This is a genomic window from Paenibacillus sp. SN-8-1, from assembly GCF_050995535.1.
In the GTDB taxonomy this organism is placed as follows: Bacteria; Bacillota; Bacilli; order Paenibacillales; family Paenibacillaceae; genus Fontibacillus.
In genome coordinates, this window is sequence record NZ_CP194782.1 from 1,697,814 (window position 1) to 1,724,593 (window position 26,780).

41 protein-coding genes and 1 tRNA gene are annotated in these 26,780 nt (G+C 44.1%); 25 read left to right on the forward strand and 17 right to left on the reverse strand.

The window, feature by feature from the left end:
• The first annotated feature begins 3 nt into the window (after positions 1-3).
• A complete protein-coding gene (locus tag ACRRNK_RS07845) occupies positions 4-216 on the forward strand; it encodes a DUF3006 domain-containing protein (protein ID WP_433946192.1) in 213 nt (70 codons plus the stop codon).
• A gap of 22 nt (positions 217-238) precedes the next feature.
• The gene (locus tag ACRRNK_RS07850) at positions 239-766 is read left to right on the forward strand and encodes a DinB family protein (protein ID WP_433946193.1); all 528 of its coding nucleotides are present in this window, start codon (positions 239-241) and stop codon (positions 764-766) included.
• Here the strand turns inward: ACRRNK_RS07850 and ACRRNK_RS07855 are convergent.
• Genes ACRRNK_RS07855 through ACRRNK_RS07865 form a run of 3 tightly spaced genes read right to left on the reverse strand, consistent with a single transcriptional unit; the run spans position 732 to position 2,793 of the window.
• Positions 732-866, reverse strand: coding sequence for a hypothetical protein (locus ACRRNK_RS07855; protein ID WP_433946194.1), 135 nt, complete (start codon positions 864-866; stop codon positions 732-734). The genes ACRRNK_RS07850 and ACRRNK_RS07855 overlap by 35 nt on opposite strands.
• Positions 867-891: 25 nt before the next feature.
• Complete coding sequence (gene manA, locus ACRRNK_RS07860) at positions 892-1,836, reverse strand: mannose-6-phosphate isomerase, class I (RefSeq protein WP_433946195.1); 945 nt, start codon at positions 1,834-1,836, stop codon at positions 892-894.
• Between the two features lie 42 nt (positions 1,837-1,878).
• On the reverse strand, positions 1,879-2,793 hold the full coding sequence (locus ACRRNK_RS07865; RefSeq protein ID WP_433946196.1) for an ROK family protein: 915 nt from the start codon (positions 2,791-2,793) through the stop codon (positions 1,879-1,881).
• Positions 2,794-2,901: 108 nt separating this feature from the next.
• Here ACRRNK_RS07865 and ACRRNK_RS07870 point away from each other — a divergent pair, with 108 nt between their 5' ends.
• The 3 genes from ACRRNK_RS07870 to ACRRNK_RS07880 all read left to right on the forward strand — a co-directional run bounded on the left by ACRRNK_RS07870 (position 2,902) and on the right by ACRRNK_RS07880 (position 6,689).
• Positions 2,902-3,924: a LacI family DNA-binding transcriptional regulator gene (locus ACRRNK_RS07870; protein ID WP_433946197.1), complete on the forward strand. Its 1,023-nt coding sequence runs from the start codon at positions 2,902-2,904 to the stop codon at positions 3,922-3,924.
• Positions 3,925-4,110: 186 nt separating this feature from the next.
• The gene (locus ACRRNK_RS07875; protein WP_433946198.1) at positions 4,111-5,928 is read left to right on the forward strand and encodes an APC family permease; all 1,818 of its coding nucleotides are present in this window, start codon (positions 4,111-4,113) and stop codon (positions 5,926-5,928) included.
• Between the two features lie 176 nt (positions 5,929-6,104).
• Positions 6,105-6,689: a TIGR00730 family Rossman fold protein gene (locus ACRRNK_RS07880; RefSeq protein ID WP_433946199.1), complete on the forward strand. Its 585-nt coding sequence runs from the start codon at positions 6,105-6,107 to the stop codon at positions 6,687-6,689.
• 68 nt (positions 6,690-6,757) lie between these two features.
• On the opposite strand, the gene ACRRNK_RS07885 is transcribed toward ACRRNK_RS07880, so the two are convergent.
• A complete protein-coding gene (locus tag ACRRNK_RS07885) occupies positions 6,758-7,072 on the reverse strand; it encodes a hypothetical protein (protein ID WP_433946200.1) in 315 nt (104 codons plus the stop codon).
• A gap of 191 nt (positions 7,073-7,263) precedes the next feature.
• On the opposite strand from ACRRNK_RS07885, the gene ACRRNK_RS07890 reads away from it, so the two are divergent.
• Entirely contained in the window at positions 7,264-7,734 is a 471-nt protein-coding gene (locus ACRRNK_RS07890) for a general stress protein (protein WP_433946201.1), read from the forward strand.
• Positions 7,735-7,785: 51 nt separating this feature from the next.
• Positions 7,786-8,745, forward strand: a complete 960-nt coding sequence (locus tag ACRRNK_RS07895; protein ID WP_433946202.1) for a 3'-5' exoribonuclease YhaM family protein — start codon at positions 7,786-7,788, stop codon at positions 8,743-8,745.
• Positions 8,746-8,809: 64 nt separating this feature from the next.
• Here the strand turns inward: ACRRNK_RS07895 and ACRRNK_RS07900 are convergent, their stop codons facing one another.
• A complete protein-coding gene (locus ACRRNK_RS07900; RefSeq protein ID WP_433946203.1) occupies positions 8,810-8,998 on the reverse strand; it encodes a hypothetical protein in 189 nt (62 codons plus the stop codon).
• Between the two features lie 201 nt (positions 8,999-9,199).
• Positions 9,200-9,673: a MarR family winged helix-turn-helix transcriptional regulator gene (locus tag ACRRNK_RS07905; RefSeq protein WP_433946204.1), complete on the reverse strand. Its 474-nt coding sequence runs from the start codon at positions 9,671-9,673 to the stop codon at positions 9,200-9,202.
• A 175-nt stretch (positions 9,674-9,848) separates the two neighbouring features.
• Here ACRRNK_RS07905 and ACRRNK_RS07910 point away from each other — a divergent pair, with 175 nt between their 5' ends.
• From ACRRNK_RS07910 to ACRRNK_RS07925, 4 genes are read left to right on the forward strand one after another with little or no spacing between them, the layout of a single operon-like run.
• Positions 9,849-10,487, forward strand: coding sequence for an HlyD family efflux transporter periplasmic adaptor subunit (locus ACRRNK_RS07910; protein ID WP_433946833.1), 639 nt, complete (start codon positions 9,849-9,851; stop codon positions 10,485-10,487).
• A gap of 45 nt (positions 10,488-10,532) precedes the next feature.
• Positions 10,533-12,170, forward strand: a complete 1,638-nt coding sequence (locus ACRRNK_RS07915) for a DHA2 family efflux MFS transporter permease subunit (RefSeq protein WP_433946205.1) — start codon at positions 10,533-10,535, stop codon at positions 12,168-12,170.
• 3 nt (positions 12,171-12,173) lie between these two features.
• Complete coding sequence (locus ACRRNK_RS07920; RefSeq protein WP_433946206.1) at positions 12,174-12,698, forward strand: NAD(P)H-dependent oxidoreductase; 525 nt, start codon at positions 12,174-12,176, stop codon at positions 12,696-12,698.
• A gap of 17 nt (positions 12,699-12,715) precedes the next feature.
• Entirely contained in the window at positions 12,716-13,171 is a 456-nt protein-coding gene (locus ACRRNK_RS07925; protein WP_433946207.1) for a hypothetical protein, read from the forward strand.
• Between the two features lie 204 nt (positions 13,172-13,375).
• On the opposite strand, the gene ACRRNK_RS07930 is transcribed toward ACRRNK_RS07925, so the two are convergent.
• Positions 13,376-14,695, reverse strand: coding sequence for an IS4 family transposase (locus tag ACRRNK_RS07930; protein WP_433942885.1), 1,320 nt, complete (start codon positions 14,693-14,695; stop codon positions 13,376-13,378).
• A 281-nt stretch (positions 14,696-14,976) separates the two neighbouring features.
• Positions 14,977-15,195 carry a hypothetical protein gene (locus ACRRNK_RS07935; RefSeq protein ID WP_433946208.1) on the reverse strand — a complete coding sequence of 73 codons (219 nt, stop codon included), beginning with the start codon at positions 15,193-15,195 and terminating at the stop codon, positions 14,977-14,979.
• 345 nt (positions 15,196-15,540) lie between these two features.
• Between ACRRNK_RS07935 and ACRRNK_RS07940 the strand changes: the two genes are divergently transcribed.
• The 3 genes from ACRRNK_RS07940 (at position 15,541) to ACRRNK_RS07950 (ending at position 16,659) form a co-directional block, all read left to right on the forward strand.
• Positions 15,541-15,966 (forward strand): hypothetical protein, encoded by a 426-nt coding sequence (locus ACRRNK_RS07940; RefSeq protein WP_433946209.1) that lies wholly within the window; start codon positions 15,541-15,543, stop codon positions 15,964-15,966.
• A gap of 131 nt (positions 15,967-16,097) precedes the next feature.
• Positions 16,098-16,418 (forward strand): hypothetical protein, encoded by a 321-nt coding sequence (locus ACRRNK_RS07945; RefSeq protein ID WP_433946210.1) that lies wholly within the window; start codon positions 16,098-16,100, stop codon positions 16,416-16,418.
• An 82-nt stretch (positions 16,419-16,500) separates the two neighbouring features.
• Positions 16,501-16,659 (forward strand): hypothetical protein, encoded by a 159-nt coding sequence (locus ACRRNK_RS07950; protein ID WP_433946211.1) that lies wholly within the window; start codon positions 16,501-16,503, stop codon positions 16,657-16,659.
• Positions 16,660-17,021: 362 nt separating this feature from the next.
• Here ACRRNK_RS07950 and ACRRNK_RS07955 read toward each other — a convergent pair whose 3' ends face one another.
• The 6 genes from ACRRNK_RS07955 to ACRRNK_RS07980 all read right to left on the reverse strand — a co-directional run bounded on the left by ACRRNK_RS07955 (position 17,022) and on the right by ACRRNK_RS07980 (position 20,401).
• On the reverse strand, positions 17,022-17,720 hold the full coding sequence (locus ACRRNK_RS07955) for a DUF4145 domain-containing protein (RefSeq protein ID WP_433946212.1): 699 nt from the start codon (positions 17,718-17,720) through the stop codon (positions 17,022-17,024).
• A gap of 3 nt (positions 17,721-17,723) precedes the next feature.
• Positions 17,724-18,011 (reverse strand): tyrosine-type recombinase/integrase, encoded by a 288-nt coding sequence (locus ACRRNK_RS07960; protein WP_433946213.1) that lies wholly within the window; start codon positions 18,009-18,011, stop codon positions 17,724-17,726.
• The gene (locus tag ACRRNK_RS07965; protein WP_433946214.1) at positions 17,959-18,639 is read right to left on the reverse strand and encodes a tyrosine-type recombinase/integrase; all 681 of its coding nucleotides are present in this window, start codon (positions 18,637-18,639) and stop codon (positions 17,959-17,961) included. Before ACRRNK_RS07965 ends, ACRRNK_RS07960 begins: the two co-directional genes overlap by 53 nt.
• Positions 18,640-18,674: 35 nt before the next feature.
• A complete protein-coding gene (locus ACRRNK_RS07970; protein ID WP_433946215.1) occupies positions 18,675-18,839 on the reverse strand; it encodes an Arm DNA-binding domain-containing protein in 165 nt (54 codons plus the stop codon).
• A 2-nt stretch (positions 18,840-18,841) separates the two neighbouring features.
• Positions 18,842-19,048: a helix-turn-helix domain-containing protein gene (locus ACRRNK_RS07975; RefSeq protein WP_433946216.1), complete on the reverse strand. Its 207-nt coding sequence runs from the start codon at positions 19,046-19,048 to the stop codon at positions 18,842-18,844.
• A gap of 190 nt (positions 19,049-19,238) precedes the next feature.
• A protein-coding gene (locus ACRRNK_RS07980; protein WP_433943524.1) for an IS3 family transposase occupies positions 19,239-20,401 on the reverse strand; the annotation gives its coding sequence in 2 pieces (ribosomal slippage) (positions 19,239-20,137 and positions 20,137-20,401; 1,164 coding nt in all).
• Positions 20,402-20,738: 337 nt separating this feature from the next.
• On the opposite strand from ACRRNK_RS07980, the gene ACRRNK_RS07985 reads away from it, so the two are divergent.
• The 9 genes from ACRRNK_RS07985 to ACRRNK_RS08025 all read left to right on the forward strand — a co-directional run bounded on the left by ACRRNK_RS07985 (position 20,739) and on the right by ACRRNK_RS08025 (position 25,212).
• Positions 20,739-21,041, forward strand: a complete 303-nt coding sequence (locus ACRRNK_RS07985) for a hypothetical protein (RefSeq protein ID WP_433946217.1) — start codon at positions 20,739-20,741, stop codon at positions 21,039-21,041.
• Positions 21,042-21,092: 51 nt separating this feature from the next.
• Positions 21,093-22,163 (forward strand): baseplate assembly protein, encoded by a 1,071-nt coding sequence (locus ACRRNK_RS07990; RefSeq protein ID WP_433946218.1) that lies wholly within the window; start codon positions 21,093-21,095, stop codon positions 22,161-22,163.
• 74 nt (positions 22,164-22,237) lie between these two features.
• Entirely contained in the window at positions 22,238-22,516 is a 279-nt protein-coding gene (locus ACRRNK_RS07995) for a phage holin family protein (RefSeq protein WP_433946219.1), read from the forward strand.
• On the forward strand, positions 22,503-23,039 hold the full coding sequence (locus tag ACRRNK_RS08000) for a glycoside hydrolase family 25 protein (RefSeq protein ID WP_433946220.1): 537 nt from the start codon (positions 22,503-22,505) through the stop codon (positions 23,037-23,039). The genes ACRRNK_RS07995 and ACRRNK_RS08000 overlap by 14 nt, the downstream gene beginning before the upstream one ends.
• Before the next feature lie 42 nt (positions 23,040-23,081).
• Positions 23,082-23,345, forward strand: a complete 264-nt coding sequence (locus ACRRNK_RS08005) for a hypothetical protein (RefSeq protein WP_433946221.1) — start codon at positions 23,082-23,084, stop codon at positions 23,343-23,345.
• A gap of 291 nt (positions 23,346-23,636) precedes the next feature.
• Complete coding sequence (locus ACRRNK_RS08010; protein WP_433946222.1) at positions 23,637-24,107, forward strand: hypothetical protein; 471 nt, start codon at positions 23,637-23,639, stop codon at positions 24,105-24,107.
• Complete coding sequence (locus ACRRNK_RS08015; protein WP_433946223.1) at positions 24,053-24,520, forward strand: hypothetical protein; 468 nt, start codon at positions 24,053-24,055, stop codon at positions 24,518-24,520. The genes ACRRNK_RS08010 and ACRRNK_RS08015 overlap by 55 nt, the downstream gene beginning before the upstream one ends.
• Before the next feature lie 71 nt (positions 24,521-24,591).
• The gene (locus tag ACRRNK_RS08020; RefSeq protein WP_433946224.1) at positions 24,592-24,987 is read left to right on the forward strand and encodes a hypothetical protein; all 396 of its coding nucleotides are present in this window, start codon (positions 24,592-24,594) and stop codon (positions 24,985-24,987) included.
• Between the two features lie 90 nt (positions 24,988-25,077).
• On the forward strand, positions 25,078-25,212 hold the full coding sequence (locus ACRRNK_RS08025) for a helix-turn-helix domain-containing protein (protein WP_433946225.1): 135 nt from the start codon (positions 25,078-25,080) through the stop codon (positions 25,210-25,212).
• A gap of 27 nt (positions 25,213-25,239) precedes the next feature.
• Here ACRRNK_RS08025 and ACRRNK_RS08030 read toward each other — a convergent pair whose 3' ends face one another.
• Both ACRRNK_RS08030 and ACRRNK_RS08035 read right to left on the reverse strand, forming a co-directional pair.
• On the reverse strand, positions 25,240-25,533 hold the full coding sequence (locus tag ACRRNK_RS08030) for a hypothetical protein (RefSeq protein ID WP_433946226.1): 294 nt from the start codon (positions 25,531-25,533) through the stop codon (positions 25,240-25,242).
• An 85-nt stretch (positions 25,534-25,618) separates the two neighbouring features.
• The gene (locus ACRRNK_RS08035; RefSeq protein WP_433946227.1) at positions 25,619-25,924 is read right to left on the reverse strand and encodes a hypothetical protein; all 306 of its coding nucleotides are present in this window, start codon (positions 25,922-25,924) and stop codon (positions 25,619-25,621) included.
• Positions 25,925-25,953: 29 nt separating this feature from the next.
• On the opposite strand from ACRRNK_RS08035, the gene ACRRNK_RS08040 reads away from it, so the two are divergent.
• On the forward strand, positions 25,954-26,166 hold the full coding sequence (locus ACRRNK_RS08040; protein WP_433946228.1) for a helix-turn-helix domain-containing protein: 213 nt from the start codon (positions 25,954-25,956) through the stop codon (positions 26,164-26,166).
• 138 nt (positions 26,167-26,304) lie between these two features.
• On the opposite strand, the gene ACRRNK_RS08045 is transcribed toward ACRRNK_RS08040, so the two are convergent.
• Positions 26,305-26,379, reverse strand: a tRNA-Val gene (locus ACRRNK_RS08045).
• 122 nt (positions 26,380-26,501) lie between these two features.
• Here ACRRNK_RS08045 and ACRRNK_RS08050 point away from each other — a divergent pair.
• Positions 26,502-26,732: a hypothetical protein gene (locus ACRRNK_RS08050; RefSeq protein ID WP_433946229.1), complete on the forward strand. Its 231-nt coding sequence runs from the start codon at positions 26,502-26,504 to the stop codon at positions 26,730-26,732.
• The last annotated feature ends 48 nt before the right edge of the window (positions 26,733-26,780 follow it).

Here is a 26,780-nt window from a genome sequence, read left to right on the forward strand (position 1 = left end):
GTTATGAAAGGAATTGTCGAAGGATTTGAAGAGGGTTACTGTATAATTGAAATTGACGGACAGACAACAAATGTACCCTTAAATCAGGTGGATTCCTGCGTAAAGACCTGTGATGTGGTGGATTGGGACGGAAAGAAATGGGTTGCGAATCGGAAGGAGACAGAAGCTCGTATCAAAGAGATTAAGTCTCTTATGAAAGATGTGTGGGAAGATTAGATGAACTAGGAGGATTATAGCTATGTCATTACAACGACCATCACAAAATGAATATTCATCGTATTACGAGAGTTATATTCAAGAACTGCCCGAAGGAGAAATTCTGGCTTACTTGGAGTCTCAAATCAAGCAATTTGTCGAGCAGCTTAAGCACATCCCGGAAGAGAAGGCCAGCTTCCGCTATGCAGAAGGCAAATGGAGTATTAAGGAAGTGCTGGGTCATATCAATGATACGGAGCGTATTATGAGTTACCGCCTGCTTCGGATCGCAAGAGGAGATGACACACCGCTAGCCGGATTCAACGAATCCGATTATGTTGCTTACGCGGGATCAGAGCGTCTTTCTATCGATGATCTGCTTACGGAATTCTCAGCCATCCGCACTGCTACACTTGAATTAGCCAAGCGGCTTGATGATGAAGCCTGGCAGCGCGTAGGATCGGCGAATGGAGCTCCAGTCTCTGCCCGCGCAGTAATTTATGTTATCGCTGGACACGCGGCGCATCATTTGAAACTTATTCGTGAACGGTATCTTCAATTACAACCTTAATGGTGATCTGCCATCCACTATCGAAACTTAAGTTAAGCAGTACAAAAGCCTGCATCCGATCAAGCTGAGCTTGAAAGGACGCAGGCTTTTGTCTGTTCATACGGGAGTGAAGTGGCTAGCTGGATTTATTCCCAGGAAGCGATAGCTTCCAGATTTCCTGTAATTACATAAGGTCCGAAATTGACTGGGAGGATAAAGTGATCTCCTTTGCGAAGCGGGTATACTTCTTCGCCGCTTTGAAGTTCGCCTTCACCGGCAATGATACTGACAAGAGTGTATTTGGAACTTGAGTCAAAGTGAGTCATGCCGGTAACCGTCCACTTTTGAACGGTGAAGAAGTCATTATCCACAAAGGTTGTGATTTCCGCATGCTCTTTTGCTTCAGTTCGATAGGTCTCCTCCTTATACACCTGAGGGACGGTTGTGACTTCAATGGCCTTTTCAAGGTGAAGCTCACGGGTGTTTCCTTCCGCATCTCTACGGTCATAATCATATACGCGGTAAGTGGTATCCGAGCTTTGCTGTGTCTCCAGAACGACGATGCCTTTGCCCAAAGCATGCAGTGTTCCGCTTGGGACGTAGAAGAAGTCACCGGGTTTGACCGTTACCTTGGATAGAAGCTGATCCCATTTCCCTTCATGGATCCAGCTTGCCAGCTCTTCCTTGCTCTGTGCACCATGGCCGTAGATGATCTCAGCACCTGGCTCAGCATCTACAATGTACCAGCATTCTGTCTTTCCGAGCTCGCCATTCTCATGTTCTCCTGCGTAGGTATCATCAGGGTGAACCTGTACAGATAGGTCATCTGAGGCATCAAGGATCTTGGTAAGCAGCGGGAATACCTTGGAGTCTGAGCGAAACAGCTCTTGGTGGCCTGACCAAAGATCGCCCAGCGCCATTCCGTGGAAGGGACCATTTTTTACTACGCTTTGCCCATTGGGATGTGCCGAGATGGCCCAGCATTCACCCGTTTCATTAGTAGGGATTTCATAGCCAAACAAATCCTTTAGCTTGGTTCCACCCCAGATACGTTCTTTAAATACCGGTTCCAGAAAAATAGGTTGATTCATAGTTAATTCAAGCTCCTTCCAAGTGATCATTTAGTATTTGGATTAATATGACATATGAACAAGCGCAGCTGCGCCAATAAGTCCAGCGTCCTGCTGCAGGGCGGCTGGGACGATAGGAGTCTTCCGGCCGGAGGGATTAAGGGCGTATCTTCCAACGTAGTCTTGCACGGCTTGGAAGAGCGGTTCGCCGACTTGGGAGACGCCGCCGCCAATAACTATTTTCTCCGGATCAAGGGTATTGATCAATGTGACACAGCCTATACCGATATAACGGAAGACCTTATCGATCAGCTCCTTCATGTCAGGGTCGCCAGCAGCAGCAAGGTCGAAAGCTTCCTTGGAAGTTGCACTTCGTCCAAGCAGCTCGCTCGCTTGTCTTGCAATGGCGGTGCCGGAGGCCACATATTCCCAGCATCCTCGCTGTCCACATACACACAGCCCGGCGCTAGAATCAATGACGAAATGACCCACATCGCCCGCGTTGCCGCTGGCACCCGTGATCAGCTTGCCGTGCATATAGATTCCTGCGCCTATTCCAGTGCTTATGGTGATAAATATGAAATGCTGATCCTCCTTAGCTGCGCCCAGCCACTTCTCAGCCAAAGTTGCTGCAGTAGCATCGTTCTCCAGCTTAATTGAATAGGGAAGATGGCGCTTCAGCTCATGAATCAACGGGAAGTCACGCCAACTTGGCAGATTGGGAGGGCAGGTGATTTGACCGTTGCGTGTATCCAGCGGCCCTGGAGCCCCTATACCGACACCAGCGATATCCTGGCTTGAGATGCCGCTCTCATGGACAAGAGTTAGAACAGTCTGAGCGATTCGGTCTACCATAACATATGGAGTTACGGCTTGATCTGTGGGAATAGAAGATTTCTGAATGACATCACCATTAGCGGAGATGATGCCAACGGCTGTCTTCGTACCCCCGATATCGATCCCGATAGCATACTTCACATTAAGTACCTCCTGATAGATAAGATTAGATTGACAATGCTTGACGGTTTTAGATAATGTAAAGTAATATTAAAGTCAGTGTACCACATTTAAGGGGGATTGCAAGTTATGGCCCGCGTCAAAAAAGTGTCTATGCAGGATATCGCCGACAGGCTTCAAATATCAAAGAACGCAGTCTCACTCGCTCTAATGGATAAGAAGGGCGTCAGTGAAGAAATGAAGATCCGGATTATACAGACGGCCAAGGAGATGGGTTATGGTCCCTATGGAAAAAAACAGGTGGATCATCCGAATTTGCTTGTTGTGGTTCCAGATCGCATTACCAGCTATGATGACAATGACCATTTCCACTTTTACCATGATATGATCTGGGGGCTTGAATCTTCAATCCGGAGAAGCGGCTATAACGCTATTATTGTAAGAGTTGACCAAGCGATGGAGAAAGATTTAATTCTACCTGGCTTGTTTGAGGATATTAAGTATAAGGGTGTAATCTTGTTCGGAATCATGGAGAAAGCTTATGCCAGAATGATCTGGAAGCTGGATACCCCGCTTGTAATGCTTGATTCTTACTATAGGGATTTGCCCTGCCCGGCAGTTACCTCGGCTAATATGGAAGGAGCTTATCAAGCTGTCGAGCATCTAATTGGAAGAGGACATACGAGAATTGGGTTCATTGGTCCCACCAATCTGACAACAAGTCATGAGGAGCGGTGGTATGGGTATTGGCGGGCGATGCAGCAGAGTGGAATTAAGATCGAAGAGAAGTGGTGTCTGACTAGCTCGAGCGGATTTGACTCCACCTGGCAGGAAATTTCGACATTTCTGGATCGTATGGATGAGCTGCCGACAGCTTTCTTTTGCGGGAATGACCGGATTGCCCTGCTTCTTAGTGAGACTCTTCAGAAGCGCGGGATACAGCTCCCATCAGACGTATCGATTATCGGATTTGACGATTTGAATATGTCGGAAGCCTCGAATCCTCCGCTCACAACAATGCGGGTGAACAAGACCGGGATGTGTAATGCGGCAGTTGAGATGCTAATCTCCCAGCAGAATTCTTCGAGAGAAGCGGTACGCTGGAGTATCTCCCCGTTGCTTGTAGAGCGCAGCTCTACGGCTGCTATATAAGCTGAACAACTAGATCCTCTCAACTTGTGAGAGGTTTTTTAGTATAGCTTTGTTATCCGGCAAATCATTCGGGTAAAAAAATATTACAATACGTAATCTATGTACTGGATTAATTTTGTGGAACGATATACAATACGGGTTGTGTCTTTGCAGACATCTATTGAAACCACGTAAAGGAAGTTGAATATGCCTGGAAAATTTAAACGCCTGCTCATCGGCAGACCTATGAAATCTACCGAGATTGAAGGCGAGAAACTAAGCAAGTTGAAGGCCTTAGCCATTCTGTCTTCAGATGCCTTATCCTCGGTAGCATACGGTACTGAGCAAATACTGATTGTCTTGATGGCAGCCGGATTCGCGGCTCTTTGGTATTCGATACCTATCTCCATTGCCGTACTGGGGCTGCTGACGATCCTGATCGTATCTTATCGACAGACGATATTCGCTTATCCTGGCGGCGGCGGGGCTTACATTGTTGCGAAGGACAATCTAGGTTTATCTCCTAGCCTCCTGGCTGGTGGTTCTCTATTAGTTGACTATATCCTAACCGTGGCGGTAAGTGCTTCGGCAGGAACTGATGCAATAACTTCTGCCATTCCTGTTCTTCATGACCACCGGGTTCTGATCGCCGTAATGATGATCCTGATACTTACGATTATGAATCTGAGAGGAGTGACGGAGTCGGCATCCATACTTGCTGTTCCGATCTACCTCTTTGTCGTGGCTATCTATGTTCTGATTATTTGCGGAATTATTAATTATTTCTCCGGGGGAGCACACGCGGCTGCTCCTGAATTTGGCAAGACCATTTCGAATGTAAGCTTGTTTCTTCTATTAAAAGCATTCAGCTCAGGTTGTTCGGCTTTAACGGGAGTCGAGGCCATGTCGAATGCGATACCCAACTTCCGTAAGCCGTCAGATAAGAATGCGGCAGCTACGCTCATGATGATGGGGATTCTTCTCGCGGGGATGTTCATCGGGATCAGCTTGCTGGCTTACTGGTACGGCATTAGACCTGCTGCTGAAGAGACCGTGGTCTCCCAGATCGCAGAGACGACCTTTGGCCGGGGGACGCTATACTATATCATTCAAGGTGTCACTGCGGTGATCCTGGTCTTGGCAGCAAATACGGCGTATTCTGCCTTTCCGCTGCTTGCATTTATGCTGGCCAAAGATAAATTCATGCCTCATGCCTTCATGGTGAGGGGAGATCGGCTCGGATTCTCGAACGGGATCATTTTCCTCAGTATTCTGTCCGCCGTGCTGGTCATTGTGTTCCAAGGAAATACGGAGAATTTGATTCCTCTATACGCAGTAGGGGTATTTATTCCATTCACCCTGTCCCAGCTCGGAATGATGATCCGCTGGATCAAGCTGAAGCCGGCAGGCTGGATGCTCAAGCTCTTCATTAATACGGTGGGGATGCTGACGACACTGTCGATTACGCTGATTTTTATTTTCACCAAGTTCAGTCAGATCTGGGTCATCTTCATCTTCTTGCCTTTGGTTGTCTACATGTTCATGAGAATTCAGCACCATTACTCCAATACGGCTGACCAGCTGCGCATTGATCACTTCAATGAGAAGCCCATTGCGAAGGGGAATACGGTCATTATTCCAGTCGCGGGGGTTACCCGGGTCGTGCTGAATACGGTGAGCTATGCCAAGACGCTTTCGGACAATGTGGTAGCCGTATATGTAGGATTTGAGGATGAGTCGGTCCGCAAAATTGAACAGAGATGGAACGAGTGGAATCCCGGCGTAAGGCTGATAATTTTGAAATCCCGCTACCGGAGTATTCTTGGTCCTCTGCGTAAATTTATAGATACCGTGGAATGGAAAAAGGCGGAAAGTGACCATATCACGATCCTTATACCTCAGTTCATCACCAAGCATTGGTGGCAGAACCTGCTCCACAATCAGTCGAGTCTTATGATTAGAGCTTATCTGATTAACCGAAAAGATGTTGTTGTAGCTACGGTTCCTTACCATATGGACCGCTAATTTCTTCAGATTAAGCTATATAAAAAAGCACCTTAACGGGTGCTTTTTTTGATATAGAATTGACAACCGAAGTATAATTTCGGATGCTTTTAATACAATTAAAACACTGTATTGTACAATGTTAATATGTATGTAATCCTCATGAGTAACAAGGAATAAGGAGTGATATAGGAAAAATGAATTCTGTATGTGTATTTGCGGGCTCCAATCCAGGCGTGAAGCCTGAATACCAGGCCCAGGCAATTCAGCTGGGAAGCGCGCTCTCGGATAAGGGTATCCGTCTTGTATACGGAGGATCCAGACTGGGACTGATGGGCGAAGTCGCGAATGAGGTTCTGCTTCGCGGTGGTCATGTAATTGGAGTTATGCCTCAAGGATTGTTCCGCGGGGAGATCGTTCACCGGGAATTGACGGAGCTGATAGAGGTTGAGAGCATGCATGAACGTAAAGCCAAAATGGGGGAAATCGCCGATGGATTCATCGCCCTCCCTGGAGGTCTAGGTACCTTTGAAGAGCTCTTCGAGGTTTTGTGCTGGGCACAAATTGGAATTCATGCCAAACCGATTGGCCTGCTCAATATTCATGGTTACTATGATCCGCTTATCGAGCTGATTAAGCACAGTGTTAAGGAAGGGTTCTCCAATGAGTCGCATTTGAGCCTGATTACGGTCTCGGATGATCCAGAAGATCTGCTGAATCAAATGATGCGCTATCAGCCGCAGGAGCTTGGTAATAAGTGGAGACAGTTGGTTATCGAGTAGCGCCTATAGCACAGCAAGCCTCGCCGGGTGATGTTGCTCACTCAGCGGGGCTTTTTGTTCTGGTCCGGCTACATCAAGAGAGTAATGACGAGCAGTTCGTACAGGACGAGAGGCAAGATTACATTATTATAATAATAGCTGCCCGGGGCTCCAAGGAAACGTTGACCGTCTTGGCCTGCAACACTCAGATACAAGAACCGGTCATCTGCGCTCGCGATAATCCCTTCATAGGTATAGCCGTCAATCGTAACTACTTTTACGGACCTGTTCAAGTGGATGGAACAAATATGATGAATTTGATCCTTGACACCTTTAAGGTGCTGTACCATATTGGGGTTAGCCTGGTATACCACTTGATTGTCACGCTGTAACTCATATGCCATTTGATAATGACCTCCTTAAGTGGGCGTTTGTCTTGGTTTAGTATATACAGTTGCCTACGTCAAGGTTCCGAATTTTTAGGGTTGCTTAGCTGTACTTAGCTTCGGTCTCTATGCTTTCATCTTGCAGGTCCTTGTTTGGCGGTAAATACCCGGTGGGTAATAGTCATTAAGTAACCGGGGAGGTAATAACTATGGCAAAGCTAATTATTGGTGTATTTGAGACGACACAGGATACGTCCATTGTGATTGATGAGCTTAAGAAGGCGGATCTCGGAGAAGAAGCAGTATCTGTGTTGTCGCGAAAGATCAAGCACATGCATAAGATTTCTGAGAATACGGATATTGGCCAACCTGAAGCCGGCAATGGGGGAAAGAGCATTTTTGGGATGCTCAAAAATGCGGCGGCCCAGATTGAAGATGAAGCCGTTGAGCTGATTGCAACTGGTTCAGCAGCCAGAAAGATGGCTGGAACCAAGGTCGGCGAGGGAACAGATGATTTTATAGTTGCTCTAATGGGGGCTGGGGTTCCCCGCGAGGACGCCAGGCAGTATGAAGAACATCTGCTTCAAGGGAATATTATTGTTATGGTAGAATGCAAGCCGGAGCAGGCAGACCGGGTTACTAATATTTTCACACAGCACCAGGTGGTAGGAATTGAATAGAAATGGTAGATTTATATAAGTCTATTATCTAATATTTATAGGAGTTGTCAGATGAAACAAGTTAAGGCTTTTGTTGAAGGGGAAGAAATTATTGGATTTTATCTGCTGAAGTCTGTAGGGATCAAGCAGACGAATGGGGCGGCTCCCAAAGATTATCTTGATTTGATTTTAGCCGATCCATCAGGGGAAATTTCGGCAAAGTTCTGGGACGCTACGCACACGGACAAAGAAACATTCTTTGCACCCATGCTGGTTAAGGTGAAAGGACTGGTTCACTCATACCGCGATAAGCTGCAGTTCAAGATTTCCCAGATCCGGCCTGCTTCTCCAGACGATGGTCATCATATAACTGATTTCATTAGGTCGGCGCCAGTCGCTCCAAATGATCTGGTGTATGCCATTACGAGCGCCGCCGCCAGCATCAAGGACGAAGAGCTTCGCTGGATTGTGGATGAATGTATCCAGAAGGTAGGCGATAAGCTCCTTCATTATCCGGCCGCCAAAGGAATGCATCATAATTTCTATGCGGGTCTTGCTTATCATGTTGTACGTATGCTCGAGCTTGCTGAATTCATTGTCATGCAGCGGCCATTCCTGAGCCGGGATTTGCTCGTTGCCGGCATCATTCTTCATGATATCGCGAAGACCGAGGAGCTAACCGCTGAGCTAGGAATTGTCTCTGAATACAGCTTTACTGGTAAGTTGATTGGTCATATTTCACTTGCCGTGAACTGGATTACTGAAGCCGCTCTGCGTAGAGGGATGGATCTCGGTTCAGAGAAAATTGTTATGCTTCAGCACTTAATTCTCTCACATCATAACCTGGGGGAATGGGGAAGCCCGGTTCAGCCGCAGCTGCCTGAAGCGTTGGCTCTTCATTTGATTGATCAGCTCGATGCCAAAATGCAGGCTGCTGAGGATGCGCTAGATACGATGGCTGATCCCGGAGGTTGGACACCACCTATACGTGCCCTGGAGAATAAGCCGCTCTACCGGCGCAAGCAATCATAGAATATTACTGCACACAAGAAGAGCCCTGAATTCAGGGCTCTTCTTGTTGTTCCGCTGTATCAGGCTACACCAGCTGTGTATCATCATCTGTATTGTTCTTCTTCTGGGGGTTCTTCTGCGGGGCGTCCCCCTCAATGTTGTTCATAATGGCGCCGACTACATCTTCTAGCTTGTCTGTTGAAGCCGGACGATTTGGATCCACATCAGGGACTTCTTCAAAGCCAGGTTTTCTATTCTCATCGGATGTACTCATATTAAAGTCAGCTCCTTCATTCTTATGATTTATATAATGTCACCGTGAAACCCGGTATATGTAAGGATAACCGCCTGAAAGGGAATTGAATCGATATGCTGAAGTTCAAGTTCACCTTGATTGCACTCCCTGAGAATGGACCCGGATTAAGAGTAACAAAAAAGCCCCTGATCTCAGGGACTTCATTGTAAACATAGGAATTCAGGAATCTTCTTTCAGTCTTTCTTCAATTCGATGCTCAATTTTGTTCAAAATCGCTATAAAATCTGCCCGCTCATCAGATGTGAGTACGCCCAGCAAATCAGCCGCGTACTGGTTGCGGAAGTTAATGATTTTCTCGGCAAGGCATTTACCTTCCTCACTTAAAGAGAGCCAGACAATTCTGCGGTCGTCCATGCTTCTTACCCGAATGACGTATCCTTCTGATTCCAGTTGATTCAGCATAATTGTAGTTGCCCCTGAGGACAGGTTGAGTTGTCTGGATATGTTCACCACCATGGACCGTTCTTCCCTGAAAATAATCATCAGCATCCGGGCCTTGGTATTGTTTAATTTATCGTCTCTCTTTTTATACTGCTGGTCATAGAGCTTATTTCTATATCGAAAGATCGTCTCCATGAAGTGTTCCATGACTTCGACTTCAGATATCGCGTTCTCCCTAATTTCCATAGTCATAAAATCCCCCTGTCTTTCTGCCTACCATGTAATACGATAAAAATTTGAGCTATGTTTCATTATTTTTTTGAAAATAAGGATTGTGTATTCAATTATTTTATGATAAATTATCTTTATTTCCAAATTACTTTATTGTAAAGTAATTATACACAATTTTTGGAGGGAGTTCGAGAGAATTATGAAAGGTCGTCTTATTTTAACTAATATTATTGGTATCGTTGTGTTATTGGTACTGATCTTGGGTGGGGCTTATTATTACTACCAGAGTGTCACCTATATCAAAACCGAAGATGCGCGGGTAGCTGCGGACATCATTCCGGTATCCGCTCCGGCTGCGGGTGTAATTTCCGGCTGGAATCAGAAAGAGGGAGCTGTACTGAGTGAGAAGGCAACCCTTGGACAAGTGGGCAATGGCACAACCAATGTAAATATTACAGCGCCAATGGCCGGCACATTGATTAAGAATCAAGCTAAGAATGGTGAATTGGTGCAAGCCGGAACACCGCTTGGCCAAATTGTGGATATGAAGAACCTGTATGTAGTGGCTAATGTGGATGAAGACCAGATTAAGGATATTGAGGTTGGCTCTAAAGTGGACGTTGTTGTAGACGGCGATCCAGGTACAACTATCCAGGGAAGCGTAGATCAAATCGGTTATGCTACCAACTCGGTGTTCTCTTTGCTGCCTACCAGCAATACAAGCGGAAGTTATACTAAAGTAACTCAAAAAGTTCAAATTAAAGTGTCGATCAGTAACTATTCCAAAAACGTACTGCCTGGGATGAACGCTGAAATCGTCATTACTAAGAAATAGGGAACCATTCGCAGAGGTTATTGATCTGCAGAAAGGAGATTGACGATGGCGACCAATCAACAAATAGACAAACCAGCCAGCAGCGGTTTCAGACAGCATCTCCCGCTGCTGATCGTCCTAATGGTCGGTCTGTTTCTGGCAATATTGAACCAAACTTTGCTTAATGTGGCACTGCCACATATCACGAATGAATATGGCATTACAACGAACACCGCGCAGTGGCTTCTTACAGGTTATATGCTCGTTAACGGGGTGTTGATCCCGCTGTCCGCCTTTCTGATTGAAAGGTTCGGCGTGCGTGTGCTGTTCTTGGCCGCAATGTTCTGCTTCACCCTTGGAGCCTTAATTTGTGGTGTTGCAGGCAGCTTCTCGGTACTACTGACTGGCCGATTAATTCAGGCAGTTGGGGGCGGTGTGCTATCACCGCTGGTCATGAGCGTTATCCTGTTTATTTTTCCGCCGGAAATGCGGGGGAAAGGGATGGGGATCTTTGGTCTCGCGATGATGTTCGCTCCAGCCATTGGACCAACACTTTCCGGTTGGGTCGTGCAAAATTATGACTGGCACATTCTCTTCTCAGGCATGATTCCGTTCGGGGTCATTGTCATTATTATTGCTTTCTTCAAGATGCGCAATATCGAGCAGCCGAAGATAATAAAGCTTGACTACATGGGCACTTTATCCTCTCTCGCTGGTGTGGGTCTGCTGCTGTACGGACTTAGTGAAGCAGGGACCAAGGGTTGGGGCGATACCGAGGTCATGACGTGTATTATTATTGGCGCGATTCTTGTGGCTTTCTTTGTCATCTGGGAAATGCGCACACGGACCCCTTTGCTCAATATGGGCGTATTCCGCTTCGGAATTTTCTCGTTATCAAACGTTATTAACATCTTCGTAACTGCAAGTATGTACGCGGGGATGCTTCTTATTCCGATTTATCTTCAGAATCTCCGTGGGATCACGCCACTTGATTCAGGATTGCTCATGCTTCCGGGGGCACTTGTCATGCTGATCATGTCTCCGATTTCGGGTATCCTGTTCGATATTGTTGGGCCGCGGCCGCTGGCCATTATTGGTATGGTCATTACTACCGTAACGACGTACCAGTTAACCAAGCTGACACTAGATACTTCATACAGCTATATTTTGATTATATATATGATTCGTTATTTCGGGATGTCCTTCCTGATGATGCCGATCATGACAGCAGGGATGAACCAGCTGCCAAGAGATCTGAATAAGCACGGTACGGCGATGTCTAACACACTTCGCCAGGTGAGTGGATCTATCGGTACAAGTGTGATTACAACGATCTTCACTACACGCACAACCTTCCATGGAGCCGCATATGCGGACCGTATGGATACCACGAATCCAACCTTTATGCAGTCCTTTAGTGAGCTTGTGAACAAGATTGCAACCGAACTTCACATTCCGCTTGCTCAAGCCAAGACCCAAGCGGTTACAATGCTTGCGGGCCAGGTCAAGATGGAAGCCACAGTTCAAGGGATTAATGATGCCTTCTTCTGGGCGACAATAATTTCTGTAGCAGGACTGTTTCTCAGCTTCTTCCTTCGGGATGTAAGGAAAGATAAGGATCGCTTGGCTAAGAAGGAACGTAAAGAAACGCTAATGCTGCCAGCTCCGAAAGAGACTCTTGCAACTGAAAGGGGAGGAGTATAACCGATGAACATTTATATTGTGTTTGATTCAGAAGGCGGACATACCAAGGCACTTGCTCAGGCCATTGCCGATGGTGCAGCCCGGATTGATGGGGCTGTCGTACATCTGCGTTCCGTGGAGGAAGCCGATGTCTATGCTCTAGCTGATATGGATGCCATTATTTGGGGCTCCCCCGGTCATTTCGGCACCATTAGCTCCGGACTTAAGCAGTGGATCGACAAATTGGGTTATTTGTGGGCGGAAGGCAAATTGATTAACAAAATAGGTGCGGTATTCTGTACTACAGCTACCGAGCATGGTGGACTGGAAGCTACATTGTTGAACTTAATCACGCCAATGCTGCATCATGGAATGATCATCGCGGGTCTGCCGGGTAATATTCCTGAGAACGCAACATATGGTTCTTACTATGGGGTAGGAGTAGCTTGTCCTATTGATAGCGCTGAAGTTATCAGTGAACAAGGAAGACAGCTTGGCATGGCACTGGGTGAGCGTGTAGCTGGATTGACTGCCCGTTTTGTGAAGTAGTGTGAGGAGGGAGAGTCATGACGATAATCATAACCTGTGCAGTGATTGCTATATTAATCATTGCTGTCCTGGTCTCCATTAACATTCGAAGCGGGTCAGCTTCCAGCCGGGAGCATGTCCCCACTGCAAATGCGACTGAGAATATCGAGCAGCAGGCAGCTGCAGATTCGGAGTTGAAAGCTGCTGAGCCTTTCTCAGAGGGACCTTCTTTAGATCAGACCCACCTGTCTACTTCTGCAGAGGCTCCTGCTACAGAGACTCCGGTAACAGAGGTTGAGGATACCGGAGTGCATGGAACTGAACTGCAGCTTAACCACACGGCAGATCAGGATTTTCGTGAAGCATTAAGAAGGCTGAAGGATCGACCGTCACCTGCAGCTACCACGTTACCTGAACAGAGTGACAAGATGGCAGATGATGCCTATCGCCGGGCACTTAGATCCTTTAAGGATCAGCCGAGTGAAGAGGAATAATCACATGGGCGTAAGGTAGAAAGGGTCTCCTAAGGGCAATGTCATTAAGTTAGTCTCCGAAGACAAGATCGCGAATAGAAAATGAATCTGAAGCGGCATGGGAAATACCCTGTGCCGTTTGTTTTTTGTTTGCAAGACTGAAAAATGGGTACAGCAAACAAACGGATGGACGATCCGCTTAAAAAAATGTTCATATGAATCGAATTATGCTACTCTGTAGACGAAGCTGACAGCTGATCTATAGCGGATTTTGCGCGTATTCTTTTGTCCCGGGCTAAAGGGTCGAATCGGCAAAATGTTTTTGCGAATCAGTGCTTCAACATCGAGCGGGGGTTCATCGCCTCGAGAGCGCAAGAATTGTCTACAAACGTAAACGGCAACCGTGAAATTGACTTGATATTGATGCCGTTTATCCATTTGCGAAATGACGACGTGCGAGGTCATCATTTCAGTGAAGTTGTAGAGAATCATTCTTGCATAAATCTCTTGGGCGATGAACGCTTGCTTCTTTGCGTGAAAGCTCGTCAGACCGACCGTGTATTTTAATGCCCTAAACGAGGTTTCAATGCCCCATCGCATGCGATAAAGGGACCTGAGTTCATCGGGCGGGAAGTCCGCGGCAGAAAGATTCGTAATGACGGTTTCATAAGCGCCGTCAGGCAGGACGAAACGAACAACCCGAAAAGATAGCGGGTAAATCATGTTCTCATGCGAATCCAAAAAATCAAATGTAGAATTGGACGGAAGGAATTTGTACCCAGGATAAGACTTGAACGCTTTGGTTTGTTTTCTGGTAAGTGTCAGATAAATGTCCCGATCAAACTCTTCGCTAGCGGGCAAACGTAAGCTAGACAGAATACCACTGGAATCCAAATCCTTTACCCGAATAACGTAGTTCCACCCTTTACGTTCAATATGCGCGAAATTGTTATAGCTTTCATAGCCTCTGTCCGCAATCACAATGGTTTTGCTCTTGATGGGCGAACGATCAACCATGGTTGCCAGCGCCCTTCCCTCGTTACTTAGCCTTCTTGGCTGGACAAGAGCATCCACGTAAAGTCTGTTACATAAGTCGTACGCTGCGTTCAAATGCAGGAGGTTATAGCCCTTCGTGTTGGGTTGACTTTGAAAGAAGCTGTTCTTGTCAGCCGGATCCGTTGCGATATGTAAATCCGAACCGTCAATGGCAAGTAATCGATATCCGCGGTAATCTTTGATATCCTTGTACGTTTGAGTGAATTTGTGAAATAAGCATTCTACAGCAGACGGCAAAATTTTATTGCGTTGTTGGACAAAAGCGGAAGTCGTTGCCGTGTTTACGTCATAACCTTGCGATTCCAAGAGCTCCTTGTATATGCTGTTTCCACCCATAGAGATCAGAAGTTGCATCATCGTTTCGAAGGGCAGCTTTTTCTTCCGGGTAAAGTCCTTTTCGGGGTTTTTGACATAAGGCGCTGGTGCCGCTGACATCTCTCGAATGAGGGTTGTCAGCGTTTCTTTTAGTGAACTCGCGTAAGCATGCATGGGCGAAACCTCCTCATTTTTTTCAAGGGGCTTCGCCACACATTTTCAACTGCTTGTCAAGGCTTATTTGTCTTTTTGGGCACAAAAAAGAGCGGGCTATCTATTCGATAACCTGCTCTTGCTTTTGAATATTGGGCACACGCTTTAACTTAATGACATTGCTCCTAAGGGAGCCCTTTTTGCTTGTGTCAGGCGTGTTATAAGACAAAATAAAGAGTAACCCCACTGGATAGTTTCAAGTGGAGTTACTCTTTATTTATATGATACAACTTATGTAGCATTTATGATTTAAAGGGAATAATTCTTGTCACATGTTCAATTTCCTCGAGCAGGACCCATACTGCACCTTCAACGGTTCTTAGCTGTACTCCCTTAGGATTCTTATTCCATTTCGGAATACCTGTCATCATTTCTCCCGTGAACAATTTGACTACAACCTCATGCTCTAAAGTAACAGCCATTTTCAGTTGAATTAGATCCAATTCCGCACTAGTCTTCATAATTTAGCCCCCATCTTATGATAGAATAATTTCTTATATCTATTACTTCGGACGAAGAGACTATATTCCTGATAGCAAAATCAAAGATGAGTCTTTAGGCTTATCTAATCAGTAGACAAGACCTGTTTAGCTGCTTTCTGCTGTGATTAGAGCTTCATTTAACCGCCAAATAACACCAATTCCCATAAAGAAAACAAATTAATGATAGCTTAGCGACAATGGACCTAACATTTATAGCTACACTTTCATATTACCCTATTATTGTTATTAATAAATCATATTAGATAGATTCCTATGATATGATCAAAATGTGGAATAATTTTAAATATTAGGGAGCTGCTTATAGTGAATAGAAAAGTTTCAAAAAGAGGGATTTGGATTGCTGCCATTATCATACTACTAGTTGCTATCTTTCTTTTTTGGACAGGGGGTAAGCATAACAAATTTTTCACTTCCGTTGATTCCTTGGGTACTGTCTATGAATCGCCAAATACAAAGCTTGGTGTGCAAAAGGTTGTCTTTAACGGTACGGTAACCAATCACAGCAGCATTCCCACCTATGTTAATGAGGTAACTTTTGTTTTTGATAAGGGCGTTCAGAATCGCTTTCGATCAGGTGATAATGTGGTCAAAATAGACGAATGGATTATGCCAGGTGAACAGAAGGGGTTTAAGGGGAGTTGGACGCTCAGTACAGCAGGCCTGAAAGAGGGTAATCTTAGTTCGTTATCCAGGCTTGGGGAATTTGAAGTGAGTTTTGGGTTTTTTTGATAAGACATGAGCATCTAAAAATAAAGTGAAGACAGCAGCATTGGAGGATTTCCACCCATTGAGTAGAACTAAACTTCCTTACAAATTATTTAATGTGGTAAAATTATACTACTTACATTGGAGGTGCGTTTATGAACAACAGATTAATTTCACTTGCTATCATTGTTTCTCTATTTTTTTCATTTTCATCAGTTTCGCTCGCCAAGGGAAAGACGCCGCAGGATATATTTAAAGCTAAGTATCCTAATGAGATCATCACACTCTTTAAGACTGACGACCTCAACCTTGATAAGAAAAAAGAGTCTTTTATACTTACAAAAACAGGAAAGTTTTACTTAATCAACTCAAAAGGCAGTATTGTGCTAATTGATACTGGACTGAGCAGTGACTATTTTAATGAACTCAAAATTAAAATATTCGCCGTTACTAAAACCGAGAACCATATTGCGTAAATCGGTACATACTTACCATCCAATACTCCAAGCATTGGTCTATAGGCTCAAAAACGGAACATTAACTAAGGTCTTGGATGTAATGGGCGATGTAGATGTTCAGATAGACGCCAAGGGCAGGGTTCATCAATTATGGAAAAATTTCAAAGCTGAGGGTGGTTGGGATATTGCAAAAGGGACTTTTACCTGGAGTGCTAAATCAAATAAGTATATAGGTACAGGACGCTTCGTACTTAAATAAATTAACTCAAATCCCGCTAACCAATTTTGGTTAGCGGGATTTATAATAAGAATTACTGACTGGACTTTAGGAGTATGAAAAAAACCACTATTTATTGTTCTCTTCAAACAATAGATAGTGGTTAACTCTTTTAGAAACGTGTTCGTTTGTGACCACTTTAATAAGACAAGGGACTGAGTTTCCTCAGTCCCTTGTGTCGTAAGGCCTTATGATCTGCAGTGGGCTCGAACCACTGACCCCCACCCTGTCAAGACGTCGGAGCATTCCTCCGCTTTCATTCGAAAGCCTCTGATTACTTACGGCAGTAAGGTTTTTCAGTGTTCGCATTTCGTTCCTATCCTCCGATATTTTCCGCTTTTTATCTACTCGGCGGCACCAGAAATGGCACCACTTTTTAATTCTCTATCTCTTTCAGCTATTTCTGCGATTCTTGTTTGTGCCGCCTTGATTTTGTTAGGTAAGGTATACATATAATCAAGTATTGTTTGAGTGAAATCAATTAGTTGATTTACAGTGTTAGTATCAAACTCAACATCATCAGCATGAGCGGCTGAGTTTCCTTCAATACGCAATATAAAAGCAATATCATCCATTATTGGAGGCAGTTTACCTTTGTCTTGTAAATTTTTGAGTTTATTGAATAGATCCTTTCCTTCTGCCCCTTCATGTTTGCATAACTTCTCTAATGCTCTCCTTAAAGCTAATACACAAACAGCGCCTTCAAGGTGACGGACTTTAAGTGCAGCTTCAAATGCGGTTCCCACTGGTGTAGGAATGTACTTGTTCTCAATAGAATATGGTGGATACAATGTAGTCTCTGTTATAATTGGTTCTCCCCTGGGTCCTATATCTTCGCTATCTCCACTTAATCTTATCAAAGATACATTCTTACAAACTGGGCATAGATAAAGTTTCCAGTGAGAAAACCAGTAAAAACTATGAACTGGGTCGGCTGACCAACGTTCATAGATATGGTCTTGGTCGTTTAATTCATGTTCAGCAACTAGTTTCATTAAAGTTTTATTTCCACAATGACTGCAGTGTAATACTTTATCTGACATCTGTTATTCAACCACCTTTGCAGAAGAACTTTTATAAAATATCTCACCAAATAGATCAGCAGTCTCTTGCTGCATGTTTGGCATAATGTGTGCATATCGATCAATCATCTTAACGCTGGCCCAGCCCATTCGTTCAGCTATACGTTTATTTTTCTCGCGTGCCTTCAAAAGCATAACAACATGAGTATGTCTTAAATCATGGAAACGAATCTGAGGAACGCTCGCTTTTTCTATAAGCCTATAGAAGGATCGGTTTAAGTTTCTCGGGGAAAGAGCTAATGACCAGATCAAGATTTTGGTACATGTTTCTTGAGCCTATTTTTTCCTCTCTGGATCTTTGTTGTAGTTTCCGTAATTCGGCTGCCGTATTTCTATCCAGACCAATTGACCGTGAACCCGAATCAGTTTTGGCCCCACTTTGAAACGATTTCCCATCATGGGCTAGTATCTGGGATATTGAAATTGTCCTTTGTTCAAAATCAATATCTTTCCAACGGAGACCTAAAATTTCACCCTGTCTCATACCTGTTGTTAGTGCTAGTAGGAAAGCGTGATAATATCTGTCTTCGCGGGCAGTGTCCAGGAATTTCTGGGACTCCTCTTCAGTCCAATACAGCATCTCTTTTTTTCTTGCTTTGGGACGATCAACAAGGGCGGCCGGGTTTTTAATAATCATGTCCCATCCTGCAGCACGCTTCAATGATTCATTAATGATGGTATGGCACTTCTGAATATTCTCGTCAGATAAACGGCCTGTTTCAAACAGCAAATTATATAAATTTTGAATGTGACGCGGGCTAATCTCTCCGAGTTTAAGATCCCCTAGTGTCGTAAGGATATGGTTATTTACCAGTCCCGAGTATGTCTCTAATGTATGAGCCTTAACGCTTGTTTTCTTATCTTTTAACCAGTCGGCCATAAATTCACGGTACAATACTTTTGTGCCATCAATATTTAATCTTTGCTTAATTCAGCTATTAGCTCTTGCTGTGCTTCTGTTGCAGCCTTCTTGGTTTTGAAACCACGGCGTTTAATTCTTTTTCTCTTACCGTTTTCATTTACCTCAATTGTGAAGTACCAAGGATTTTCCTTCAAATTTTTATCTTTAGTGACAGCCATAATTATTCAACCGCCTTATGCTCAATGATGTCATTTGGCTGAACATTGAAATAGGAACAGAGCTTGTCGATTACCTCGAGAGACACGTTCTCTCCTTTATCAAATTTGGCTATGGTAGAAGGACCGAGACCAAGTGCAGAACGGAGATCAGTCTTTTTCATTTCACGATCAACGAGCAATTTAAACAGAGGTTTATAGTTGAAAGGCATTGAAATTACTCTTTTATGTATATTGTATATCTAAAATAATAAAAAAAATACAGAAAATCAAACGTTTATGTGGACAACATAGTGATGCTGCGGAGTCCTGTATTTATGATTTTATTGTTTAGATGATGGCGAAAAAAAGACTACGGTTTGGTCATACCCCTGTCAAGTAGACAGGTCTAAAAAGACATGTTTAAGCAGCAACCGTTTCTCGGTATTCAACCGGGGAACGGTTGTTTAGTTTTTTCTGGAATCTACTTTGGTTATAAAATGAAATATACTCGCGCACCTGTTTTTCTACCTCAGCTAAGGTTTGGGGCTTGCTTAAATATATCTTTTCCGTCTTCAGATGAGAAAAGAAGGATTCTATGCATGCGTTGTCCAGACAGTTTCCGCGTCTGGAATGGCTTCCGAGGATCCCAAGTCCAGTAAGTTTACGGTTAAATGGTTTGGAGGTGTATTGAAATCCCTGGTCTGAATGGAGAATAGCTCCCTCCAAATTTACATCTTTACTTAACGCGTCTAGCGTTTCGTTAACCAGAGCCAGATCGTTTCGTTCCGAAAGGTGCCATGCTACGATCTCGTTGTTATACAGATCCTGGATTGCCGAAAGGTAGACAAACCGTTCCCCAACCCGTATGTAGGTAATGTCGGTAGCGAGTTTAGATAAAGGAGTATCCGCCTGAAATTGACGATCCAGCCGATTGGGATTCACGACAGAAGCCTGTTTACCGAAAAAACGACGCTTCTTTCGAATGACCGACTGAATCCCCAATTTCTTCATAATCCGGTAGACCCTTTTGTGGTTAACTACGAGGCCTTCTTTCCGTAAAGCAACCGTCATACGCAGATAACCAAAGTAGGGATGAAGGCGGTGGAGCGACAACATATGAGCTTCCAGTAGCTTGTCCCTTTCTTTACGCTGCCTGGCTGTCTGCTGAGCCCTTCTCCATTTGTAATAGCCTGCTCGTGAAACATGGGCTAACTCTAATAGCCATTTCAGTGAATACCTCTCTCGCATTTCCTCGATGATTCCGAACCTGGTTGCTTTCTTCGTCACTCCTTGTGCAGATTTGGATACTGCTTTTTTAAATATTCAATCTCCGCTCGTAGATACGCCATTTCTTCTTCCATACTGGAAAACTTCGTTTTCGGTCGTCCTCGTCTTGGGCTAGTTGGCTCTAAAATCTCACCTGTTCGATATTTTGTTGCCCAGGTTTGTACCTGAGACTTATTACGAACGCCCAACTGTTTCGCCACTTCACGAATACTCCTCTGCTCCTCGTTCACCAACCGGACTGCCTCCATCTTTAATTCCAAGGAGTACTTCCGAAAGGTTTGCCCCTTTTTGGCCATGAAAAATCCCCTCCGCTCAACAAGAATTAAATCCATCTTACCAGATGTCTTTTTTCTCTTGTCTACTAGAAGGGGATAATTCCAGATAATTCCAAATGGGCGGCTTTTTTTCTTACATATCAGTCACCTGGGGAAATTCTGCTCGGGGGTGATTCCTATAGAGGTACAGAATCAAACAATATTGGAGGTTGGATGATGGATAAGTCACTAAATACAAGTTAAGGAGTGGGGATTTTGAGTGTTATAAGAGATAGAAATGGTCGTGCCATCGGCGATGGGAATCCAATGCCGGTAAAGATAGTATCAGGGGGGCATCAGCACCAAGTCGGTTAAGCTGTTGGACAAAGCAACGGCAGCTGGAACTGGCCAGCCTCAAGCAGTAGGATCCGCAAAGAGCATCCGGTTTGATGTATGGGGTACGGCCACATCATTTAACCTGCAGGTAGAGGCATCCGGGCACAGCGGCAATTACCGCGCCTTACCGATCTGGGATGTCTCGGGCAATACGTTTGTAACTGGCAATGCGATTACTACGCCAGGAATATTCGAAGTAGATGTACAGGGGCTGAATAATGTTCGGACCAACCTCAAAAGCGTGACAGGCGGTAACGTCAACGCCACAGGGACGGTGATTACCTAATGCCGGACTTTGGTAAAGCTGCTTATGATCTGGCCAAAAGAGCCCTGACGTTTGAAGTCTCAGCTCTGCCAGGCGGTGGTAAAGCGTTCCCGCTTAATGACCGTATTCAATTTACAATTTGTAAGTGTAGATGTTGACCAGACTGTTAATCAGATTATTTCGATTTATGAGGCGACGGCAGGCCGGAAGCTATTTCTCGGTGATCCCGTACGCCTCTTTTTATTGTCCATTGCGCAGATTATTGTTCAGCAAAGGGTTCTTATAAATCAGGTAAAACAGATGGATCATTTGCGGTACGCCACCGGAGATTACTTGGATGTTATAGGGGAGCTCTACGGCGTTTCTCGGCTGCTGGCTGACGCAGCCATAACAACCATCGAGATTACTCTTTCCATGCCCCTCAACTCAGCCACGATCATCCCTAAAGGCACGCGAATCGCTCCTCAAGGCGGGGAAGGTTCTCTGTTTTTCTTGACTTCCGAGGTGGTGGAAATTCCACCGGGGTCCCTTATGACTCGGGTCACGGCGACAAGCTCGGTGACTGGAATCGCAGGCAACGGATTCTTGCCTGGCCAGCTTAACGTCCTGGTAGATCCAATTCCGTTTGTAATAAGTGCAACCAACATCACGATTAGTGCGGGGGGAGCTGAAATAGAGTCGGATGAGGAGTTCCGGGTGCGGATCCGGACGGCACCAGAAGGTTTCTCGGTTGCTGGGCCAGAGGGAGCCTATCAATTTTGGGCGCGAACAGCCAGCCCTTCCATTACCGACGTGAGTGTCACTTCGCCAAAAGAATGCGAAGTCGTGGTAATCCCACTCCTTAAAGGAGGAGAGTTGCCAACAACGGACCAATTGGATGCTGTAGCTGAGGCATTAAATGATAGATCTGTCAGGCCCCTAACGGACAAGGTAACGGTAAAAAGGCCGGATGTGGTGCCTTATGATATTGACCTAACATATTTTATTGGCCGTGAGCGGGCAGCAGAAGCAAGTACCATACAGTCAGCTGTAAACACCGCAGTAAGCCAGTATATCCTATGGCAAAAATCCAAGCTTAGCAGGGGTATCAATACATCAGAGCTTATTGCTCGAGTGATGGCGACGCGTTGTCGGAGCGTGTAACACGTGTGGAAGAATAAGCTAAGCAGGCTCATAAGAGGCTTGATCGTAAAGAAGAAATGAATGGAGGAATATAAGTGGACTGGAATATGATTTGGAGTTTGATTGACCCAAGGTTGTTAATAGTGGTGGCCGCATGTTGGGTGATTGGTTTTATGCTGAAGCAAACACCCATGGTCCCGAATTGGTCTATTGTTTATATCGTGGTGATTCTGGCTATTGTCTTCACGTTTGGAATCCTGGACCTTAGCGTTGAATCTTTGGTACAGGGCGCCTTGGCTGGTGCTTTTGCAGTATTTGGCCATCAAGCCGTCAAGCAGGCGAAGGTAGGAGCTGATACTGATGCAAAGTCGTAACAGTCGGAATACCCAAGGCATTGATGTAAGTCACCACAATGGCAAAATTGACTGGCTTAAAGTAAAGGCGGATGGAAGAGTGTTTGCTTTTATCAAGGCGTCCCAAGGCAAGTCTTTCAGGGACGATCAATTTGTTACCAACGTGCGGGGAGCTCGGGCAGCTGGCCTGCTCGTCGGGGCGTATCATTTCCTAAATGCCACAACCCTAGACGATGCAAGGGCCGAGGCGTCCAACTTTGCTGCAGCCATCCAGGTAGCCGGAGGCGCAGATTCATTTGAGCTACCGCCAGTGCTGGATTACGAGAACAACCCCGGTGGCTTATCCGCTGCGCAAATTACGGCTGTAGCAATAGCGTTTCTGGTAGAGATTGAGCGCTTGACCGATCGGCGTCCGATCATTTATACCGGTAATTCGTTTGCTGGCTTCTTTGACGTCTTCCTCGGGTCATACAAGCTCTGGATCGCTCGTTACAGTGATAAGGTGCCGACTGATACTAAGGCATGGAGCAAATGGGATATCTGACAGTACTCAGATGCAGGAAGAGTATATGGTATCGGTGGCAATGTGGATCTGAATGAATTTAACGGAAATCTGGAGGAGCTCAGAACGTGGGCAGCCGAAGGGATAAAAAAGGAGGACGATAAGGTGGAAGAACGCGATATCAGTAAGGTAAGCCCATGGGCGGCAGATGCTTGGGAAGAGGTAACGAAGAACGGTTACTTTGACGGTAGCCGTCCAGGGGATGTCATGACACGGGAAGAGGTTGCAATTGTCGTTAATCGGCTACGCAGAAATATTCTTTTGCTGATAATGGAGAATCAAGATTAAACCACCAATATGGATTAGAGGTTTTGGTAAATAGAGATTGGTGTTGTAATGTGAAATTGCAGAATAACCTATGCTTTGAATATTAGAAAATTGAACCCCTTTAATAGGTTCATATTTATAAAATAGTTTAATGTTGCTTAATTTGTAATTATATGTAAAGATGAGAATAGCAATTAATTGTTTCGTTATAATTTGACCGCTGGCCAGCAGTCTAAAAACTAGGAGGTTTATTTTATAAAAAAGAAGATAGGTTTACTATTATTCACTTTTATATTCTCCAGTGCTTCCTTTATGAGTAGTGTTAACGCATCGTCCGATAACTATGAAACTAAAACATTATCAGATAAGGATATAAAACAATATTACAGTAATTTTAGAGAAGTGATGCCTGAAACTATCAATAAAGATTACGTTGGAAAAATCATAGACAGATATGATTTGATTAGAACTGAAGAGACTAAGGATGAACAAGGGAATAGGAATACTTTGAAATATTATAAAGTAGAGTATAAAAATACCCCAGAGGGTCAAAGCTTAAAGCAAAAAATTCAAAGGAATAAGATGAGTACATCGTCTGTAGGCCCTACAGCCGTTATTAAACCAGAAGAAGGTGATATAAGAATAAATACTACTTACACTCAATTAACTGAGCGTTCTAAATTTGACAGTGTGAAAAAAATTTTAGAGCTCAACTTGCAGTACAGGTTATGTCAAAGGCCCTGGGGTATTTATCCGGAGTTGTTATTTCTAGTCCTGTACTAGGCTTTTTCACCGGCGAAAGACTTAGTGATATTGAGAAAGGTTTCGAGGGAAAAGGAGATGCAACTGGTTATGATAGATTAGTGTATAAATATGGTCAGGTGTATCATAGTGGAAAATGGGTAAATTATTATGAAACTTATCAACGGGAAAACTATTGGAAATTTGAAACAATTACTTACAAGCCAGATGGTTCATTATCTAACGCCAAGACTGAGTACTATTTCCCAGAGACTTTTGGGTATCTTCCTTTTGACTGGATTTATACAAGTGATTTTTACGATAACCAGAGAATCATTGATGTGGCAAATTATCAATATGGCGTAGAGCCTAACCGTACTGCTCCAACCCGAGACTATTATAGATATGAAAACTATAGATCTCTTTGGAATGCTAAAGGTGTTATGCCTTATTAAAATTACTAGCAATAAAAATATTGAAGGGCTCTAGTAATTAGAGTCCTTCAGTTTAGGAGGGGAAAAAGCTCTTGAAGAAAAAAAAAATATGGATGATTGTGATAGTCCTTAGTTTAATTATAGGTGTTACCTTTGCTGTTTATAGCTCTTCATCTCAAGTTTTTTTAAAAAAAACTGTGTCACATGTATTAGATATTAATGAAAATTTAACAGACAGTAACCAAAAACTTCTTAGAGAATATCTTTTATCTACTTTTAAAAAAGAGAAGCTTAAGTCAATTACTTATTCTGCTGATAAAATAAAAGATGGGGAAGATTCAGTTGAATACATAGTTAGATTTTCTACCATTGAGTATGAAAATGGTGATAATAGTCTGGTAAAAGTAATAGAACATAATTTCGATATATTTCTTAAGAAAAAGGATTACTTTGATTGGTACATTGAAAAATTAAAAGAAGTTCGATAGGTCCTTTACTATCGAAATAAAATCAGAAGGCAGCCCTTTTTTCTAAGGTATATATTATATTTCACGAGTTGTAAGAGCCTTTGGAACACAGTGGACGACATGGCAAAAAATAAGGCCAAGCATTGGTCTCCAGAAAATCTGGAGAAGATATTTAGAGCCCTGGAATTACAGAGTGTTAACGATCTGATTGAATATGTAGAAGAAAAGACCACAGAGGCCGAATAGCTCTGTGGTCTTAGTTTGTGTACGGGCTTACTTTTTATCTTGCTGGAGTTTTGCGTAATCGGTCGTGACTGCCTCAAGATTATCTTCTTCCATCCATTTGGCAACGTCCTCAAAATCGCTTTTGTCTTGTCCCTTGTAAATTAATAAAGTAGTTCGTATAAAATCGGCGTGTATTTTGGCATCGTCGGTTTTATTAGAGCTCCCAACGTAATAGACAATAGCGTACATCATATTCTCCCTAAGCTCAGTTTGACGTTTTGCTTCGGGATTACACCCTGCAAGGATCAACATAAGGCTCAGGGTAACAAGCAAAATTTTCAAAAACCTGACTTTCATCCTCTCATCCCGTTGGTGGTTGTTTAAACCATTCTATCAAAACTAGGAAAATACTACCATACCTTTTTCCTTAGTCGATTTGATGGAGTTCTGTGTACGTTGGATCTATGTATTTCGAAGTATCGAGACCGAGGTAAGCCTCCATCTTAACTTGACAGCGGGCACCGATACGGGACCACAACATCGAAAAGTTGTTCTGATATCCCCTACACAAATACTTCACTTCAACCCCCATATGGTCCTTTTCTACGCTGTAAACCTTAATTCCCCTTTTCCTAAATTGAATCCGGATCTCTTTTAAGTCCTGTGTAATCTTGTCTTGAACTGCTTTAATCCATTTTAAATAAGGCTCAGGAGTCTTCAGCACCTTTTCCATAATTTTACGTATTGCTGTGGTAGTTATTAATGAAGGGAAAGGTGAGCAGGATGGAGAAAATCGGATTTGTTAATAAGGATGATTATCCGTCAGTGCTGCAAGCAAAGGATATCCAATCAATCTTAGGAATCGGTGAACGCCAGACATATGAACTTCTGGGCTCTGGACAATTTCATACCGTTAGAATTGGCCGGATGATTAGAGTCTCAAAGGACGTATTCATCAAGTGGCTTGAAGGATAAAAAATGGTGCCCTAAAAAGGCACCATTTTTGCTTTAGTTGAAATACAGGGCACCAAAATGGCACCAACTCGTGATAAGGCACCAACCCACACCTGCGATTAAATAAGAAAAACCCTTGAATATCAAGGGTTTCTTGGTATGATCTGCAGTGGGCTCGAACCACTGACCCCCACCCTGTCAAGATGGTGCTCTCCCAGCTGAGCTAGCAGATCAAAAAATGGATTAGATAATAATAGCTTAGCAGGTTAGATAGCAATTGTCAAACCACACGTGTATAAATTTCAATAAGGATGGGAATAAATAGAAATCATTACGCACCTGGAGGTCAGACAAGAATGAAGAATACTCGGCTTGGCTTAAGGATGGCTCTCTGCATGATCGCGGTGATCAGCTCACTGGCAGTTCTGAACGGCTGCGCCATGAAGGAATCAACAGGAATTCCGGATGATCAGCAGCTGTTTTCATTTCCGGTACATGATGTTCCTGTAACAGAAGATGTCTATAATCCTTCTGTCACCCAGGATGTATATTCACCGGATGGTGAGCAGCTGGACACTTGGCAGTAAAAAACTGCAAACAGTTTATAAGCAAAGTCGATCTGGAGAGCTTTCTTT